Origin of the sequence: Thermogemmatispora sp. (assembly GCF_019683755.1) — a bacterium.
GTDB lineage: Bacteria > Chloroflexota > Ktedonobacteria > Ktedonobacterales > Ktedonobacteraceae > Thermogemmatispora.
Window position 1 is genome coordinate 1 of sequence record NZ_JADGHT010000007.1, and the last position, 19,300, is coordinate 19,300.

At 58.8% G+C, this 19,300-nt stretch carries 12 protein-coding genes; 3 read left to right on the forward strand and 9 right to left on the reverse strand.

Going from position 1 to position 19,300, the window contains the following annotated elements:
* Window positions 1-463: 463 nt before the first annotated feature.
* From IRZ24_RS01305 to ade, 7 genes are all read right to left on the reverse strand, one after another.
* Window positions 464-1,483, reverse strand: coding sequence for a hypothetical protein (locus IRZ24_RS01305; protein WP_297159838.1), 1,020 nt, complete (start codon window positions 1,481-1,483; stop codon window positions 464-466).
* A 391-nt stretch (window positions 1,484-1,874) separates the two neighbouring features.
* Window positions 1,875-2,747 (reverse strand): hypothetical protein, encoded by an 873-nt coding sequence (locus tag IRZ24_RS01310; protein ID WP_297159840.1) that lies wholly within the window; start codon window positions 2,745-2,747, stop codon window positions 1,875-1,877.
* Window positions 2,748-2,813: 66 nt separating this feature from the next.
* Complete coding sequence (gene thrC, locus IRZ24_RS01315) at window positions 2,814-4,055, reverse strand: threonine synthase (protein ID WP_297159842.1); 1,242 nt, start codon at window positions 4,053-4,055, stop codon at window positions 2,814-2,816.
* A gap of 144 nt (window positions 4,056-4,199) precedes the next feature.
* Window positions 4,200-5,228 (reverse strand): alpha-hydroxy acid oxidase, encoded by a 1,029-nt coding sequence (locus IRZ24_RS01320; protein WP_297159844.1) that lies wholly within the window; start codon window positions 5,226-5,228, stop codon window positions 4,200-4,202.
* 60 nt (window positions 5,229-5,288) lie between these two features.
* Entirely contained in the window at window positions 5,289-8,234 is a 2,946-nt protein-coding gene (locus IRZ24_RS01325; protein WP_297159845.1) for a molybdopterin cofactor-binding domain-containing protein, read from the reverse strand.
* 4 nt (window positions 8,235-8,238) lie between these two features.
* Entirely contained in the window at window positions 8,239-9,198 is a 960-nt protein-coding gene (locus tag IRZ24_RS01330; RefSeq protein ID WP_297159847.1) for an FAD binding domain-containing protein, read from the reverse strand.
* Between the two features lie 110 nt (window positions 9,199-9,308).
* A complete protein-coding gene (ade, locus tag IRZ24_RS01335; RefSeq protein WP_297159848.1) occupies window positions 9,309-11,045 on the reverse strand; it encodes an adenine deaminase in 1,737 nt (578 codons plus the stop codon).
* 458 nt (window positions 11,046-11,503) lie between these two features.
* Between ade and IRZ24_RS01340 the strand changes: the two genes are divergently transcribed.
* Together IRZ24_RS01340 and IRZ24_RS01345 are read left to right on the forward strand one after the other, a co-directional pair.
* The gene (locus tag IRZ24_RS01340) at window positions 11,504-12,481 is read left to right on the forward strand and encodes an ABC transporter ATP-binding protein (protein ID WP_297159850.1); all 978 of its coding nucleotides are present in this window, start codon (window positions 11,504-11,506) and stop codon (window positions 12,479-12,481) included.
* Window positions 12,482-12,490: 9 nt separating this feature from the next.
* Window positions 12,491-13,435 (forward strand): ABC transporter permease, encoded by a 945-nt coding sequence (locus IRZ24_RS01345; RefSeq protein ID WP_297159852.1) that lies wholly within the window; start codon window positions 12,491-12,493, stop codon window positions 13,433-13,435.
* A 36-nt stretch (window positions 13,436-13,471) separates the two neighbouring features.
* Here the strand turns inward: IRZ24_RS01345 and IRZ24_RS01350 are convergent, their stop codons facing one another.
* Complete coding sequence (locus IRZ24_RS01350; protein WP_297159853.1) at window positions 13,472-15,046, reverse strand: helix-turn-helix transcriptional regulator; 1,575 nt, start codon at window positions 15,044-15,046, stop codon at window positions 13,472-13,474.
* A 246-nt stretch (window positions 15,047-15,292) separates the two neighbouring features.
* A complete protein-coding gene (locus IRZ24_RS01355) occupies window positions 15,293-16,840 on the reverse strand; it encodes an amino acid permease (protein WP_297159856.1) in 1,548 nt (515 codons plus the stop codon).
* A 799-nt stretch (window positions 16,841-17,639) separates the two neighbouring features.
* Between IRZ24_RS01355 and guaB the strand changes: the two genes are divergently transcribed.
* Window positions 17,640-19,199: an IMP dehydrogenase gene (gene guaB, locus IRZ24_RS01360; protein ID WP_297159858.1), complete on the forward strand. Its 1,560-nt coding sequence runs from the start codon at window positions 17,640-17,642 to the stop codon at window positions 19,197-19,199.
* Window positions 19,200-19,300: the final 101 nt, after the last annotated feature.

Here is a 19,300-nt window from a genome sequence, read left to right on the forward strand (position 1 = left end):
CTTTTAATGCGGAAATTGTTCGATCTTCATCCTGATATTCCATAATATGCTCTATAATCTGAAATGAAAGTGAGAACCACCTTCGTATGAAAGTATGCTCACCTGAGTCAATGGTCGTTGCTGCAAAGGGTCATGTGACTCACTCTTGTAGATTGCGTCAATAGCTCCACCGCTCCTTTATGCTCAGCTATCTTGGCTGCCTGTCTGCGGGATCTGAGACTCCTTCTTAGCAGCAGTTGCTTCTCAATCAATGCTTGCTAGTCATATCCATGCTAACTTTAGCAGCTCTTATGGCAGAATTCAAGGGAGGAACACTCTCAAACGTCAGAGGCATCTGATCCACAAGCAGAGGATTCCTGATTACTAACGTCGCCAGCTCTCTTGTTGGAGAAAGTATCGAGCTGATCACGCTGGCGCAGAGGATAAGCCAGGCTGTCCGGGTGTAAGCTGCGAGAAAAGCAGCTTACACCCGGACATAGATCTGCTGCTGCTCGTCATAGCGAAAGACTTCGTTCCCCTTATGAAAGGTCAGATTGCCATGAGCGTCCAGGGTGAGCCAGAGGAGAACACGCGTGCCCTGGGGAAGATGCAAGGGGAGTTTCCAGTGATCAAGGCTACTGGGGCCGACGACACCGAGCAGCCAGGCACCGCCATCATCGTCGATGGTATTCGGCTGGAATTCATCGCAGGAAGGCGAATGGTCATCGTAGGTGTCGTCAATCTGGATCTGGCAGGCGTGCAGAGTGGCGCCGTTGAGCGAAGCCTGGGGGTTGGCATAGGGATAGTTACTTATGCCTGCTACGTGGGCCAGGGGATAGGTGGCAAAGGCCCAAATCCAGGAACCATCGTGCACGGGCACTGTGGTGGTGGCATCAACATTCACCTCTACGCCCGGGGCGATACGCACCTGCATGGTGCACCCCTGTGAGCAGTCAATGCCTTGGTTCTCTGGCGTCGGCACAGGAATAAGCGGCGTGGGTAGCACTTGGGGCGGCGTGGCAGGGCGCGCCTTGAGGATGATCCCCCCAAGAGCCATCAAGGGGTAGTGCGGCGAGAGTCGGATCACCATGCCCGGTTGGAGCTTGTGGCAGTCTCTGCCAATCGCTCTGCTTAAAGCCTGCACCGTCTCCGGTTTGGCATCGCTGAAGATCTGGCTGGCGTCCATCATGTGCATTTGAACAGTCAGAATCTCGTCGCAGTTATCCCCTTCCTGTACCGTGTACAGCACAGAGCCTGGCTGTGGCAAGCCACGGGCGAAGGCTGGATAGGGCGTCGGCACCGGCGTCGCCGGTACCCCAAGCGCGTAAAAAAAGCCGCTAATGGCCGGCATGATGCGGTCCCCCAGGTGAAAACTGTAGTCAAAAACAGGGGTAACAACAGCTCCAAACAGAATTAAGAGAAGTAGCAGCTTCCAGGGTATAAAACGCAACAGCGAGCGAAATGTCTCACTTGCTCGCGGGCGTGAAGGCATGCGACTGGCCATAAGGTGCTCTTCCCCTCACTTCATGCCGTCTCTTGGCATGGTGCTATTATAGCAAGACCGCGCTTTGCTGGCTATCAAGAGGGGACCGGCAGGGTAGGCCCCTGCTGCAAGGGAGGGCGATCCCTATTGTTATTCTACCCTGCGAGCGATGTTTCCCTGGCCAGGGCGAACAATCTCATCGCTCGGGGCCGTTAGGACGAATTGATCAAGGCCGGCTAACCAGGCGATGGATTGAATGCGGTACGGCTGGAGGTGTAAGGGCTGGCTCGCCGGCCTTGATACAAGCCTTAGTAGGGGCATCCGAGGAGATCAGCCGATGCCAGCCAAGGCATGCCATGCGGACCCGGTGGCCTGGCTGACAGTTATTGATGCTCGCCCGTAGTTGCCGTGTTCAGGGGAGAATCCATGTACCCGTACGCCCTGCTAAAGCCTTCCCGATGGTCTGGGGAGAGGTGATCAAAGCCGCTCCACCACCATGCTCAAGATAACGGATGGCGGCCCGAATCTTTGACGCTATGCACTGACTGCCAGCAAAGCTGCCACTAGCCTCGTACTGGCGCAGCTCGGCAAGCGTAAGCATATCCAATGAGTAGGCTCCCCCGGCCTCCTGAGAGGAAAGGACCACCTTCTCAGCGGCCATTGTGATCAGGAAGAGGTCAGCATTCAACTGGGTGGCTAGGATACTAGCCGCTAGATCGCCGTGGAGCCGGGTCTCCACGGCGTGCAGGCGCCCCTCACCGTCGCGTACAAGCGGGATACTGCTCCCGGCAGCGGCGATCACAGTGAAGCCTGCCTGGAGCAGCGTTTTGATGGCCTCCTGCTCTAGGATCTCCCCGGCTTCCTCTCTTGCCTGGGCCTTAGCGCCATCAGACTCGGTAGACCGAGTAGCTGTCGTCTCTTCGTCCTTGGGGCGAAGGATGGCCCGAGTAAGCAAGCAGACACTACGACGATTCAAGCCACGGCGTTGCAGCTCTTCGTCCAGAGATTGCTGAATCAGATAGCCTGATCTCCCCTGGAGCTCCGGCAGAGAGCTTGCAGGGAGCCACTGAGAAGAATGTGCAGGCTGGTGAGTAGGACGCCTGTCCGGTTGGTCAGCCTGGTATGTGTGGTCGTAAGCGATGACGACGTTCCAGCCATTGACTAGCAAGTCAACCACATACCGCGCCGACCTGCATATTGCCTCAAGCCGCCCAGGCCCATCTCTGTCTCCCTCGTCTTTGATGAGTGAGTTACCGCCTATGGCAACAACAGCCAGCTTGCTCATTGAAGGGGTGTCCTCCTTGGAGAGTTCTCTCCACTGGCCGGCGAGTAGCTGCTATGCTGCTCTCTCTCAGGCACTGACCTGTAGCTCGAGGGACCGTAGTCCTTCGGCTCCTTTGGCGAGCGTGATCAGCTCTTCTGCGCGGTGTTCAACCGTCTCACCGCTGCGTTGACCACTGGCTGTGGCCAGCAAGACCACCGTCTCATGACGCTTGATCTTGCCCTCCTCCAGCAACTGCAGCAGGGCTGCGTACGAGGCTGCGCCCGCTGGTTCAAGAAAGATACCGGTCAATGCTGCCAGCTCTTTACGGGCCATCAAAAGGGACTCGTCGCTTACGGTGATGCCAAAGCCGCCACTCTGGCGCACGTGACGCAGAGCCATCGCTCCGTTGTGGGGCTGCCCGACAGCGAGGCTGGTCACCTGCGTGGTTGGGGAAACACTCTCCGGCTGAGTCAAGGCCTCGTTCCCCAGGGAGCGCACAAAGGCTGCTGCTCCTTCTGTCTGCACAGCGATGAGGCGCGGAATCTGGCGCACAATGCCGAGCTGGCGCAGGTCTTCAAAGCCGCGATAGATGCCACTGATCAAGCCGCCATCGCCCACCGGCACCAGGATAGCATCAGGGACGGCATGCCCTAATTGCTCGGCGATCTCCAGACCGACGGTTTTGAGTCCCTCAACCATATAGGGATTGTAACCGATGTTAACATTATACCAGCCGAATTTGCCTGTGGCCTCGGTGCTCAGGTCAAAGGCGTCATCGTAGCTGCCATCAACCGCAAAGATCTTGGCGCCGCACAGTTGCAAAACGCCTGCTAGTTTGCGAGCACTCTGCCACGGGAGAAAGAGCTGACAGCTCAGCCCCAGGGCCGCCGCTTGCTGACTTAAGGCCAGAGCACTATTGCCCGTTGATGCACAGACAAGCTTGCGCTCTTCTGGCAGAGCCAGGCTGGTTGCCACAAAGGCGGCGCGATCTGCGTATGATCCACTGGGATTGCGTGTCTCGTCCTTCACCCAGAGGTTACGCATATTCAGGTGCTTACGTAGCCGCTCTGCTGTATAGAGCGGCGTCCCTCCGACAATGAGCGGCGGTAAGCGATTGCCGTAGGGGATGGGGAGAAAAGGGCGATAGCGCCGGATTGAGGGATCACGGCTTTCAGCATGGTAATTCCAGCGAATCTGATCATAGTCATAACGAACCAGTAGCGTGCCCTGGGGACCGCAGTTCGGACAGGTGTAGTTCACACTGCCCGGTGTATAGCTGCTGCCGCAGAGAACACATTCTAGCTTCAGAATATGGCTCGCTAACAGCATAGAACAACCTATCCTTTTGAGTTGAGATCGGTAATTTCCTCGGCTGGCAAGCGCACGATTCAGACTGGCTGCCAGCGCTCTGGGGGACTCAGAGGGAGAAAGGAGAAACCTACTCTCTTCCTCCACTCATGCCACCGCTTGCTATTATGACACATGTGTGAGCCTGATCAGAGAGCGATCGATGTCGGCCAGGCGAGGGCAGCCAGCTAGGGCCATCGCCTGCTCTAGCTCGTCGCGCAGGATGTCCAGCACATCGGCTACTCCCTGGGCCCCATTGACGGCCAGGCCCCAGAGCGGTGGACGTCCCACAAGGACCGCTCGCGCCCCCAGTGCCAGGGCTTTGAGAATGTCGGTGCCGCGGCGAATGCCTCCATCCAGGTACACCTCGCAGCGCCCTGCCACGGCTTCCACAATCTCAGGCAGGACCTCGATGGTGGCAGGAACTCCGTCAAGCTGACGCCCCCCGTGGTTGGAGACAATGATGGCATCGACGCCATAGTCGCAGGCTCGCTGCGCGTCCTCTGGGGTCAAGATGCCCTTCAGAATGAGTGGCAGGCGAGTGAGGGAGCGCAGCCAGGGGATGATCTCCCAGGTGCAGGAAGGATCAGGGAGGTCAGCTTCGCTCTCATTCTCGAAGTTGGCTTTGTGGATGCCTCGTGTCAGGGGATGCCGCGCCGCTCGCTCCTTGTTCCCCCAACGCGGTGTGTCGACAGTCAAGACCAGGCCCTGATAGCCAGCAGCCTCGGCGCGAGCAACCAGGCGTTGGGCTGTAGGGCGCGTCGTGATGTAGAGCTGGAACCAGAGGGGCCCACCAGCAGCAGCAGCTACCTCTTCCAGGCTGCGGCTGGCCGAGGTGCTCACCACCAGTAATGTCCCGGCCAGGGCCGCGCCACGTGCCATCTCACACTCTCCCTCGGGATGGGCCAGTTCCTGCAGGGCCGTCGGGGCGATGAGGATGGGCATCGCCAGAGGAGTCCCGAGGACCGTGGTGATCATCTCGACCTGGCTGACGTCGACCAGCACACGGGGACGGAGTTTAATGCGCTCGAAGGCATTGCGGTTGGCCCGGAGCGTCACCTCGTCATCGGCTCCGCAGGCATAGTAGACCCAGGAACTGATGTCCATGCGCTCACGGGCCAACGCCTCGTAGTCGAAAACATTCAGCAGATCCATCGTCCTTTTTATCCCTCCTATTCGCTTCGCTCTCTCGCCCGGCTCCTGGCCACATCGTTGTCATGATGGCCTGCCTGTCGCTTGTTGCCTGGCCAGATAGAGCGCGCGCAGGACACGCTCGGGTGTCAGCGGCAACTGGCGCAGACGCACGCCGGTCGCATCGGCGACGGCGTTGGCTAGGGCTGGGGCTATCGCTGCAATGGCAATCTCGCCAATATCACGGATGTCCAGCGGGTCGGCTCCATCACCCTCCATCAGGACAATGCTCGTTTCTGGCATGTCTCGCGTGCTCAAAATACGATAATCACTCAGATTAGTCGTCAGTACGTTCCCTTGCTGATCATACACCATTTCCTCGCACAGACTATAGCTCAGTCCTTGGGCGATGCCACCTTCGATCTGCCCTTCGGCAATGACTGGATTGACAATGTGACCGCCATCGACCGCTGTAACAACCTTCAGCACGTGTATTCCACCAGTCTCTGTATCGACTTCGACTTCTACGCCTTGGGCCGCAAAGGTCGGTGTGGTACAGGCTTCATTCCAGGAGGTGGTTGCACTGATCTGTCTGGGTTGTTCGCCATAGAGGGCCTGCAGAGCGGTTTGGGAAAGGCTGAGGCTCTGACCGTTGGGAGCGGTAATCGTGTAGTCTGCCAGGGTCAGGTTCTCCGCTGGCACTTTGAGCAGACGGGCTGCTGTGGCAAGGAGCTGATGCCGCACTTGCTCTGCTGCTTGCCTGACAGCGTGAACGCAGGCGTAGAGGGAGGATGAGGGGTCGCTGCTCGTCTCGAAAGGAGTGCAGTCGGTGTCAGGCGCGTGGACTAGGATATCTTCGGGACGCACTCCAAGGACGTCGGCAGCGATTTGGGCCAGAATGGTATGGCTGCCAGTGCCATTCTCGGGAAGGCTGAGCAGCAGGTTGAAAGAGCCGTCCTCGTTGAGTTTGAGGGTGGCACTGCTCAGGGAAGGCTGCCGGGGATCAGGCAGGTGCACGGCCAGTGCAAGACCCACTCCACGTTGGATACGTCCTCCCTGACGGGAACTGCCCCGCCCTGATCGGCGTTTCTCTCGCCAGTTGAGCTGCTCCTCAACAACCTGCAGGCAGTAGGGCAGGCCACAGTGTTTCAGCCGCCTCTCTGCTGTGGAAGCGGGGGCCGAGCCTGGCGAAGATTGGTAGCCAGCGCCAGTCAGCACAAAGGCAGGATTGGCATCTCCTTCTTTGAGCCAGTTTTTGCGCCGCAGCACCAGGGGATCCATGCCCAGACGGCGCGCAATTTCATCCATGTGGCTTTCGAGGGCAAACAGACCTGCCGTGGCTCCCTTGCTGCGGAAGGTACCTGCGGGTGGCAGATTCGTATAGACTGCCTGGGCGCTGTAGCGTACATTCGGACAGGGATACAGCGCGAGGCTATTTAAGCCAGTCCCAAGGGCGAGAGTATTGGCGTGGCTGCCATAAGCGCCGGTGTTAATCAAGGCCAGCATCTGATTCGCGATGATCGTTCCGTCCTGTCGCAGTCCGGTCTTAAGACGAATGATTTGGCTTGGAACGACGCGACTGCTGCGGAATTCGTCCGCGCGGCTGTATTCCAGGCGTACTGGGCGATCGGTGGCCAGGGTGAGCAGGGCGCAGAGATCCTCAACGATAAGGTCATGCTTGGCCCCGAAGCCACCTCCGACCCGCGGTGCTATGACGCGAATGCGTCGTGGCGCTAAACCGGTCAGGGAGGCGAGGATCCGGCGCACGTGATAAGGTACCTCACTGCTCGTGCGTACGACAAGGCGCTCGTCCTCGTCCCAGTAGGTGATGGCAACGTGGTTTTCAAGGGCCGTGTGCTGAATCTGGGGAACAATGTATTCGCCCTCTACAATCAGCTCGGCACTGGCAAAGGCCCGTTCGACATTGCCTTGCTCATACTGGACACGGGCGGCAATGTTGCGATCAGCGTCGTAGATCCGGTACGATTCCGGTTCTGGGTGCAGGCGAGGTGCCCCCGGCTCCAGTGCCTGGCGAGGATCAAAGACCGCGGGTAGCGGTTCATAGTCGACTTTGATCAGCTTAAGGGCTTGCTCGGCGATTTCTGCGCTCTCGGCAGCAACGACGGCGACCCGGTCTCCGACATAGCGGACAATATAGTCCAGGCTGTACTGATCATGTGGCTCAGGCTCGGGCCAGGATTGACCGGCGCTGGTGTAGGGAATGCGTGGAATATCTTTGTAGGTTAAGACTGCATGCACCCCCGGTAAGGCCCGCGCCTCTGTGGTGTCAATCTCGCGGATGATTGCATGAGCATGGGGACTCGTGAGAAGGCGGGCATGCAGAAGACCGGGCAAGGTGCAATCATCGGCGAATGCTGGCTTGCCCGTGACCAGTTTGATGGCGTCGATTTGGCGCTCAGGTCGCCCCATCATAACATGGATGCGCTGCACTCCTCCTCCAGCCTGCTCTGCTGTCTGCCTTTGCTCGGACGGCTCCGGCAAAGCGCGTCCAAGGTCCCAGGGGCGAGTACGCGCGCCACTGTCGGGGATGCTCAACGGCTCAATATCTTCACCACGTAGCAGGGCTGCAGCTCGCTGGACAGCCTGTACGATCCGGTTATAGCCGCTACAACGGCAGAGATTCCCCGCTAGGGCTTCGCGAATCTCTTCCTCGCTGGGATTGGAGTTGCGTTGCAAAAGAGCGTAAGCCGAAAGTAACATACCAGGTGCGCAAAAACCACAGTGGACCACACCGGCATCGATAAAGGCCTCTTGTAAAGGATGCAGACGGCGAAAAGAGCCTAGGCCCTCAACCGTGGTCAGCGTGGCACCTGCTGCCTGCATGGCCAGCATAATGCAGCTTGGACGCGGTAAGCCGTCAATGAGCACCGTGCAGGCACCACAATGTCCGTGATCGCAGCCGTGCTTGACGCTGAAATAACCTTCGCGCCGAAGGACGTTCAGCAGCAGCTCGTTCGGGGCAACGTCCAGGCTCTTGATCACTCCATTAATGCGCAGTTCTAGTTCCATCAGGTCAGGCTCTCCCTTCCGAGGAGGTGATATCGCGCCAGCGTGCTATATTGGCAGCTTCTTCGAGGACTCGGTAAGCAAGGTTGGCCCCACAGACACGCCGATAGCCCTGGCTAGCCCGGAAATCGGCGGGAGGGCGAAAGTCAGCCAGCCCGGCCTGAACTGCGGTGGCCAGTAAGCGCAGATCCTGGACAGGCTGACCCTCCAGGTGCCGCTCAATAGTGAGCAGGCGCTGTGGTTCCATATTGGCCCCACCTAGCGCTAGGCGCACGGTGCGATAGCGCCCATCCTCGACCTCCACCAGGGCAGCAGCACTGACCAGGGCCGTATCAATAGCGCTGCGCCCGACTCGCTGCAGCGCTGTGCCCCAGCCGCGGCCAGGGGGAGCAATTCGCACTTCGATGATCAGTTCCTGGGGGCGTCGCTCTAGTAAGAGCCGCTGGCAAGGGATACGTCGCTCCTGTTTTCCTTTGTAGGTTACTCCAGACAGGGCGAGGCCCGGGCGCTCCGGCGTGCCGCCGCGTAGATCGACCTGCGTTTTCTGACCAGAGCGCAGGACGACCTCAGCATCGACGACTGCCAGTGCTGTCAATAGATCAGCTTGCGAAGCGGCTCCAAGCGCGAGCGTACCACCGAGGGTGGCGGCATTGCGAATGAGCGGAGAGGGAGCTGAATACTGGGCGGCCTGAGCGAGCAGACCACCGAGAAAGCTCTTGAGCAGTGGCGCCTCCGCCATGCTCTGCAAAGTCGTCATACTTCCGATGCGAATCCCATGCTGGTCTTCTGAAATATAGGCCAGGCCCAGATCGCGTAGATCAACGACAGCCTGGATGCTTTCGTCGTTCTGACCTAGCAGATAAGTGCCGCCGGCCAGTGGCACCGTTTTGATGTCGGAGCGCGAAAGCAGAATGAGGGCATCATCAACGTCCTCAACCCAGTGATATTCAAGTAAGTTTGGCAGCATGCTAGAATCCTCGGACTTTCCTTGCCTCAAAGGCCCGGCTGGGCAAGCGCTCGAGCCAATAACCAGGCCATAGCCCGGCGTGCCCTCGCTCCGGCCTGCTAGCTTATTAGCTACCTTTGCAGTGGTATGGGTGTGAAGCGCTCAACATCGATCAATCCTTGATCGGTGAGTTTCAAGGCTGGGATCACTGAGAGAGAAAGAAAGCTGAGGGTCATGCAGGGATGCTCTAGAGTGCAGCCAAGGTCGGCAGCCGCTTCGTCAAGAGCGCGCAGGCGGGCGACCAGCTCGGAGATCGGGGCGGAGGAGACCAACCCAGCCAGCGGTAAGGGGACACTGGCACGCAGCTCACCATCAACGACAAGGGCAAAACCGCCCCCCATTGCCGCCAGGGTCTGGGCTGCCTTCAGAATGTCGTGATCGCTCACACCGGCGATCACTAGATTATGGGCATCGTGCGCCACGCTAGAAGCTAGCGCGCCGCGCTTCAGCCCTAGACCCTGTACCAGCCCCAGGCCGAGGCGTCCACTGGCGTGATGGCGTTCGATCACTACAAGTTTCAGAAGATCGCGCTCGGGGTCGGCGACGATCTCGCCATCACGCAGTGGGGCCTCTAACTGCAGATGACGAGTGACGATCTGCCCTGGCTCAATACCAATCACTGCCACTGGCCCTGGCTGCCCCGCGATGCGCAGATCCTCCTCACGCAAAGTGGTTATCCGAATGGTGTTGCTGAGGCCCTGCAGCTCACTGGCAGGAGGCTCAGCAAGTAAGCGCCCTCCCTGGGCAACCAGCCGTCCATTTTTGTAGACCGACTCCACCTGGAAGGTAGCCAGATCGTCCAGCACTACCAGATCGGCCACAGCCCCCGGGACGATGGCTCCACGATCACTGAGATGGAAATATTGGGCCGTGTTATAGCTCGCCAGGCGAATAGCCTCCACGGGGTCCAGCCCCAGTTCAATGGCGCGTCGTACCATCGAATCAATGTGCCCACGCTCCAGTAGGTCCAGCGGATCGCGGTCATCAGTGACAAAGAAGGCCCGGGGAGGGTGCAGCTCCTTGATGAGGGGGAGCAGAGCCTCCAGGTTGCGTGCTGCCGAGCCTTCGCGGATCATCAGCCACATCCCCAGGCGCAGACGCTCGCGGGCCTCGGCGGGGGTCGTACACTCGTGGTCGGAGAGGATGCCAGCAGCAGCGTAGGCGCAGAGATCGCGCCCCTGCAATCCTGGGGCGTGACCATCAACAACTAGACCGTGATTCAGCGTGGCGACGATTTTGGCAAGCACCTGTTCATCGCCGCGTAGAACACCGGGCATATCCATCATCTCTGCCAGTCCCAGCACGCGCTCCTCAGTTAACAGAGGCAGCAGATCACTAGCTAGCAATGGGCGATAGGGCGTCTCGTACTGGGAAGCGGGAACGCAGGATGAGAGCAATACAAAGGCATCCAGCGGCAGATCGCGTCCCGTCTCTAGCACGAAGCGAATGCCGGCAAGGCCCAAAACGTTGGCAAACTCGTGCGGATCGAGCATGACGGCAGTTACACCGCGAGGAACAACTAAGCGAGCAAATTCAGAGAGGACCAACATAGTGCTCTCAATATGCATGTGCCCATCCATGAGAGCCGGCGCAAGCCAGCGTCCTTCGAGGTCGCGCTCCTGCTGACCATGATAGCCCCCGGCAGGCTCGCTGATACCTACCACATGCCCGCCAGCAAGAGCGATATCGGCGGGATAGCATTCGCCGCTGCAAACATTCACCAGTCTGGCATTGCGCAGGACCAGATCGGCAGGTTCGTCTCCTCGGGCCACACGAATGCGCTGCCGGAGTCCTTCCACCGTGTACATCCAAGAACCTCCTGGCCGGAAAGTAGGCAGCTTGAGGCTGCTGGTACACCTCACCTGGTTGGGGATCAGTTGACACCTTTGGAGTGCGGGCGTGTTCCGTCTTGTAAAGATTGCTTACTTGCTGAAGCGCTGATCCATCCGCCATCGGTTGGGCATCCCTGCTGTCACGCCTGCTATTGCCGCACATGGTAGCAGAAATATGACCTCACGTCGAGGGGGAATAGCCTGCTTCGGACCTGGGCATACTCCCTTTTGCTTCTCTTGGGCTGGTGAGAGGCAGCCTCTCAGGTAGCCTGTAACATCGAACTCAGCTTAGCTGAAAATTCTCCCAGACGGTGATGAATAAGTGCACCAAGCAATGAGAAGCTGGTGATGTGCTCTTACTGCTGGCGCATCAGCTCTCTTTCTTGACTGATGGCAAATCAATACTTCTAAGTGAGAGGCAAGCACAAAACGGTATGTTGCAAGAGACACAGACTCCTCTGACTCCTGGGACAGGATACACAGCATCTGCTGAGAGCCTGGCATTGCGAACCCGTGGCCTCACCAAGCGCTATGGCCAGCGCCTGGCAGTGGCTGATCTCAGTCTGGAAGTCAGGCGGGGCGAGATTTTTGGCTTTCTAGGCCCCAATGGGGCGGGCAAGACGACCACTATTCGCATGCTCCTGGGCTTGATTACACCGACGGCTGGTAGCATTGAGATCTTTGGGCAGGATCTGCGGCGTCGGGCAAGCTCGGTTTTGCCGCGTGTTGGAGCCCTGATCGAAACGCCGGCGCTCTACCTGTATATGTCTGGGCGTGACAACCTGCGCGCTGTGGCGGCCTCACTGGGAGGCGTATCCGAGCGTCGCATTGATGAAGTTCTGGATCTGGTGGGTCTCAGGAGTCGTCAAAAGGATCGCGTCAAGACCTACTCGCTGGGAATGAAACAGCGTTTGGGCGTGGCCCTGGCGCTCTTGCATGATCCTGAGCTGCTGATCCTCGATGAGCCGGCGAATGGCCTTGATCCGGCTGGCATCGTCGAAATGCGTGATCTACTGCATACACTTGCCGCCCAGGGCAAGACGATCTTTGTTTCCAGCCATCTACTCAGCGAAGTCCAGCAGATCTGTACGCGCGTGGGCATTATTCGGCTGGGACGGCTGGTGACCGAGGCGAGCGTAGAGGAGCTAACCCGTGGGCGTGGCGAGTTCGTCGTACGGGTGGAACGTCCACAGGAGGCCCTGCACCTGGTGCGCAGTCAGCCCTGGGGAGTAAGCGCCCGCCTCAACGAGCGCGGTGAGCTGGTGTCACCGGCTCCTGGCGGACGCGGGCGTGAGCTGAATCGCTTTCTGGTAGAAGCTGGTCTCATTCCTGAGTTGTTGACTCCTGCTACGCTCGATCTGGAGCAGGTTTTCCTGCAATTGACTGGTGACGATCTCGCTCATGGGAGGTAAGGTTTGACGATGACAATGGTAACACAGGCAACAACAGCCTTTTCTGGCGAGGGAGGCCAGCGCAGGCAGAGCTACACGGCGGCTCGTCATCTGCGGCCCCGCTTCTGGGGATTGGTGTATGCCGAGCTGCTGAAGCTCTCACGTCAGTGGACCACCTGGATCTTGTTAGCTCTGCTCTTCTGCGGCAATGCTGGCCTCTATATACTTGAGTTCTCTCTTGGTACGATAGACAGTTCTATCCTGAAAGATCCTTTGGTCTATCTCTACCAGCAATTGCGTGGATTAGACATCTTGCGTGTCTTTAGCGGCATGGTACTGATTGTTCTGGCAGCTCGCTGCTTTGGACTGGAATATCAGCTTGGCACGATTCGCGTACTACTGGCGCGGGGTGTTGGACGCCTGCAGCTCTTCTGGGCGAAGTTGTTGACGCTTCTGCTTGTGAGCGCTCTCGTCCTCCTGCTGGGCGTCCTAGAGGTGTTTGTCTGCTCGTGTCTGCTGATCCTTATCAAGCTTGGCAATCTGGAGGTCCTCAAAGCGGCTCATGCCACGTTCTGGCATGATGCCGGCCTGGCTGTCCTCAGTGTAGGCTGCAGCATGCTGCTCTCGGTCTTGATGGCCGTGACACTGGCCGTCATTGGACGCTCGCAAGCCTTTGGGGTGAGTGCCGCGATTGGCTACTTCCCAGCGGATAACTTTCTCGTTGCCCTGCTCTACTTTGCCTCTCGGCTGACGAATAATCCGTTTTGGCAGGATGCTTCTGCTTACCTGCTTGGCCCTAATCTGAACGTCATGGCGAGTGCTCTCACTGACTTCCGCTTTTTCTCGCTTGGCACGTTCCCGTTAAACCTCAAGCTAATCGATGCTCGTCACATCTGGCTCTTGTTGTTTGTCTATGCGCTGGTGTTTCTGGGCATTTCACTGGTACTGACGTGGAAGCGCGATGTGAAAGAGTAGCTCGCTGGTGGCCTTAGGTGACTCGGTCCTCTTGCATCAGCACTCACCGAGTAACCAACCGAGACGGGCGATAGCTGGCATACTCCCGTAGGGACTTGCCTTAAGGCGCTGATAGAGAAGGCAAAGATAGGTCTGCGCTCGGCGGGCATTAACCTCACGAGCGTTGCTGGCCGCTTGTATGGCGAGCGAGGTTGCAATCTCATATTCCTTCAGTGCCAAGTGGGCTAGAGCGCGATAGATCACGATGAAGAGTCGGCGGGTGACAAAGGGCGGCTCGATCCGCTGGCTGGCCTGGTCAAGCTCGCCAAGGGCCTGACGAGCCTGGCCCAAAGCCAATAGCGTCCGGGCGCGATTCAGGTGGTAGTAGCCAAGATCGGCAGCGAGAAAGTAGGGGTCGTCATCTGCGCTGACCACACCGAGCAGGTGGCTCGCCTGGTCGATGAGGGTCAGCGCCTGTTTGCGCTCCGGTTCATCCCTAGCCAGATGGGCGAGGATGTGGGCAGCCTCCTCCAATACAAAGCGCTTGACAGAGGGGCAAGTCTGGGCAACTCGTTCCAGCGCCTCCTTTGTGTATTGCCGGGCGCTCTCTGGCTCTCCTAGCTCGAAATGGGCGATAGCTTGTCCGATGAGAGCATTAGCCAGCAGGTCGAGCTGAACGCTGGAGCGAGGTCGCTGCCCGGGGCTGTCGATGGCCTCCCAGCTACGGGCCACAGTCAGGCAAAGTTTCATGAACGGTAGGGCCGTGGCCATACCGTAGAGGTCTGCCAGACCATCAGCCACCAGTTGGGCGTAGTTAAAGCTCAAGCGCAAGAATTCCCCTAGCAGATCGGGCCGTATAAGGGGAGCAAGTCGTCTCAGATGAGCGAAGCGTCGCGAGGCGCGTGTCAATAGCTCTGGTTGGCGGCTAAGGCGGAACTCGGCGTACAGCTCTGCTTGTAGGCGCTGGTAACTAGCGAGGAGAGGTTCCTCACCCTCCTCGTCGGGAAGAAGTAAGGCTGAAGGCGAAGGTGCAGGGTGACCGCTAGATGAGGGATGGGGACGTTGCGCGGCCAGCCCTAGCAAATGGGGGGGAATACCCAGAATAGCCGATAGCATGCGTCGGCGCCGTGAGGAATCCAGGTAATTGCTGCGGTTCTCCATACGACGAATGGCTAGCTCTGACATGCCCAGAGCCTCCGCCAGATCGGCTTGCGTCCATGTGCGCTCACCGCTCTCTTGGCGCCGGATTTGCTGTAGACGGTAGTACTTGATGACCGCCCCCGGCTGCGGATAGCCATCCTCGCCGGCTGGAAAGGCCGGGTAGCCCTCCTGTATCCACCAGGGTGGCGAGCCGGTCTGCCGTGGATGCTGTGGATCAAGTCCCAGCAACTCCGGAGGAATGGCGAGCAGCTCGACCAGTTGGCGGCGTCGCCTCAGCGAGTCAAGCCCCTGCTGCTGTTTCTCTAGATAGTAGATCATGCGGGCACGAACGCCTAGTCGGCGCGCCAGCTCCGCCTGTGACCAGCCCCTTTGGCGACGAAAATGCGCAACAACCTGACCAGGATGAGGATAATACCCGCGCTCGTCTTCGGGGTCAAAGGCTCCGTAGATCCTCCACCACTCAGCTGCCATGCTGTTCTTCTTTCCCCTTTCCGCTTCTGCATTTGAGAGCCTCTGTGCTCTCAGTGGCATCTCTTCTTGATACACAAGATAGAGACCGATAATTTGAATATTTCAATCTCAATCATTGATTGTAACTTTTCCATGATAATTTTGCAAGCAGCCCACGTTTGTCCTGCCCGTTGTCTCAAGCCCTCTTCAGTGAGGTGGTGGAGGTGGAGGATACTAGACTCTGCAGAACATGCCGCCGAAGTGGGCTTACGTGGGCACAGAGGCCTGTTCCTGGGGCTGGGCTGTCTCTTCCTCCTGGAGGCTCAGGAGCAGATGAGGACCAAGGCGACGGGCGTGGGCTGTGGCGGGCAAAGCGGCCATCGTAGCTGTCCCCAGGCAGACCAGGATAAGGATGCCAGCCAAGAGGGTCCAGGTAGCATCGGGCAGCATGGGAGTCCAAGAAGAGGTAAGTATTCCCAGAGCTACCAACGTGCTGCCTGCCACGCCCGCCACTGTCGTCGGCCAGAGCCACCAGGGGCTTGCCACTCTGCTGTCCGGGGTCATCAGTGACCCGTAGTAAGATGCCAGAATGAGTATATAGAGGCAGAAAAAAGCGACAAACATCCTCAGCAAAGCCATAGTGGCTAACAGTAATGGAAGGGCTATGAATGAAGAAGCTTTATCGAGATGCATCTGGGGGAGGAGTACGCTGAAGAGAGTTGTCAGAAGACCGGCGAGGAGCGTCTGCGCGGCGAAAGCGCGCCAGGGAATTCGCTGCTGATTCAGCCAAGCCAGTTTGGTTGGCACCAGGCCATCGAGAGCGGCCACCAAGAGCAGGCGTGCGCAGGCAGCAGTATGGACAAAGGCCACACAGAGGTAAAAGGCCAGCAGGCCGACCAGGGCCAGGCTACCCGCAGGATGCCCCAGAGCCATCTCCAGCACAAGGCCAGGTTCGCCGTCAGGAGCGAGCAGCGCCGAGATGGCAAGCAGCAGGTAGCTGCCGCTGAGGAGCAAAGCGCTGCCCAGTAAAGGACGGCCTGGGGTAAGGCCTGGGCGCAGCTCGCCGGCCATACTGAGAGGAGCACCGTATCCCAGGTAGAGCAATGCTGTCAGGCTAGCGGGCGTGTGTGGAAACCTGTCAGCAGGCCAGCCGGAGCGCCAGGAGGGAGGGAGCGACCAGGCCCGCTGCTGTAGCAGCACAAGGCTGCAGATCCCGCTGAGTGCCACGATGATCAGCATCAGCGCACTGAGAGCATTCACAACGCGCTGTACCGTCCGTTGCCGTTGCCAGCCCAGGAGCAACAGCAAAATAAGTAAAACCAGAATCACCAGGCCGCGCTGCCACGGCTCGACCAGCCAGCCCGCTTTCAAGCTCTGCAGCGTTACCACAAAGCTCATGAGTGCGCTGACAGCAGCCAATAAGCCGGGCAGCCAGTCGCTGATGCCCACAACTGCGCCCCAATAAGGTCCTAGCAGGCGTACAGTCCAGCTATACAGTGCTCCCTCTGCGGGGGCTAAAGCCATCAGTTTTGCAGCGGCAAGCGTCATAGGGAACAGGAACAGCCCGGCACCCACGGTAGCGGCGAGTGTAGTGAGAGGCCCTCCCCTGACCAACTGCCAGAGTGGACCGGGAACAAACGAGGCTGCGAAGTGTAGCAGACAGAGATCGAGCGATCCGATCGGTTGCGGTAAAGCCCGTCTCGTGTAGTAGTGGGAGAACGCTGGCGGGCGGATTAGCTGGGAAACGCGGCTCGGTACGCCGCCACTCCCAATCCGAACGTAGGCATCCCTGCCAAGAAATTGCTGCCCTCTCATAACCTATTCCTCCTTCCTCTTCTCCTTCCACCCTGCGTGCGCCTCCGGGTGCTGACAGATGAGACGAGAGCGATCTGACGAGCTAACGCGGCGAGCGAGCAGCTCGCCGCACGGTCAGACCCGTATTTTACACAAGAAACACCTTCATTCATATTGTACTGAAGAAAGTATAAGCAGCAGAAGCATATGAGAGCTGTCTTTGCTCGCCGTGCCTTGACAGAGGGGGGAAAGATGTGCTCTTATAGAAGGAACAAATAGCCGAAGGTATCAACCCGACGTCTCACTGGACCTGAGCGATTGTCTCTGTCAAAGGCCAGCTAACCCCTTAAGCCACGGAAGATATGGACCTGGTCAGGGGGAGCAAAGCCGAGCAGAGATACAGGCGAACTACGATTGTTCATCAGGCGCGAGAGGCGGTCGGGTGATACAGCGCCAGAAGGACAGGCATACTACTTGCCAGACTGCCTGCAAGAGCCAGCGTCAAGGCAGGGCAGGCAAACCCAGGAAGAGTACCCCTGAAAAGCGACATGCGTGCCCCTAAGCAAGCCAGAGGGGAAGAGCCAGCGCGCGACCTCGCAGTGGCGTGCTTCGTCCTGCTGCCACCGGGCTGGCCAGGCAGCCAGCCAGCCGAGGAGGGAGCAAGCCAGGCGGGAAGGCATCCCGTAGCGCGTGTTCGTCTACCTGCGGAAGAGGAACGAGTGGCCCGGCACAACAGACCGACCGGACTCCAACAGCCTGGAGGACGCGGGACCACGTGCCGGGCGTTCGCGTATGTTGAAGGAGGAAAGGAAGGAGAGCTATGGCCGAGGCTCATACAGCAGAGACCATTGACGACCTGCAAGCGCATCCTGCCATTGTGCCAGCCGAGTTTGAACTAGATGGCCGAGAGAAATTTGTTGGCGAAGGATTGACCTTCGACGACGTCCTAATCATCCCAGCAGCCTCGCGGGTCCTACCTCGTGACGTTTCAACCAAGGCCCGTCTCACGCGCACCATCAGCGTCAACATCCCCATTGTCAGCGCCGCTATGGATACTGTCACCGAAGCGCGCATGGCCATTGCTCTTGCGCGTGAGGGAGGAATTGGAGTCATCCACCGCAACCTCTCGATTGAAGACCAGGCGCGAGAGGTTGATAAAGTCAAGCGCTCCGAGTCGGGCATGATCACTGATCCTGTCACCCTGGGGCCACAGGCCTCCCTGCGCGAAGCGTTGCAGGTCATGCAGCACTTCCACATCTCTGGCATTCCTGTCGTTGAAAATGGCAAACTGGTCGGCATCCTTACCAACCGTGACATTCGCTTTGAGACCAACCTGGACCGACCCGTCTCCGAACTGATGACGCGCGAGAACCTGATCACTGTGCCAGTAGGCACGACATTGGAGCAAGCGCGCGACATTCTCCATCGTCACAAGATTGAGAAGCTGCCCGTTGTTGACGAACATGGTATGTTGCGCGGCCTCATTACGATCAAAGACATCCAGAAAAAGATACTCTATCCTAATGCCGCTAAGGATGAGTACGGGCGTCTGCGGGTCGGGGCTGCTGTTGGCGTTGGACCAGACACTGATGCGCGGGCGGGGGCTTTGGTTGAAGAGGGGGCTGACGTGCTGGTCGTCGATACCTCGCACGGGCACTCACAGATGGTGCTGGACACCGTAGCGCGCCTCAAACGCCTCTTCGGCGAGCGGGTCCAGATCATGGCCGGCAACGTGGTCACGGGTGAAGCGACCGAAGCCTTGATCCAGGCGGGCGCAGATGCTGTTAAAGTCGGCATCGGTGCTGGCTCCATCTGCACGACGCGCGTCATTGCCGGTGTGGGCATGCCGCAGATCACCGCCATCTATGAGTGTGCGCGCGTGGCTCGCCGCTACGGTATCCCGATCGTTGGCGATGGCGGTATCCAGTACTCAGGCGATATCGCCAAAGCTATCGCCGCTGGCGCTGACACCGTTATGCTTGGCAGCCTTCTGGCTGGTGTTGATGAAAGCCCCGGCGAACTGATCATCTCGCACGGCGAGCGCTTCAAGGATTACCGGGGCATGGGGTCGATCGCCGCAATGAAGCAGCGTAGCTACAGCAAAGATCGCTACTTCCAAGGCGAAGTCGGCGACGAGTCCCAGCTAATCGCCGAAGGTATTGAGGCACGCGTCCCCTACAAGGGTATGTTAGGCCCACTCGTCCATCAGCTTGTTGGTGGTTTACGTCAAGCGATGGGCTACGCCGGCTGCGCCACCATTGAGGAGATGCAGACGCGCACGCGCTTCGTGCGCATTACCAGCGCCGGCCTGCGCGAAAGCCATCCCCATGATGTCATGATCACCAAGGAAGCGCCCAACTACGGGACCAAGTTCCGTTAAGAGCGAATGGCAGAGGCGGGGCGGGCGCTCGCTGCCAGCCGTTGGCCCGCCCCTGTCACCCTGCCCTGGCCCGGCTTGCCTATCAGATAGCTAGCCGTTGG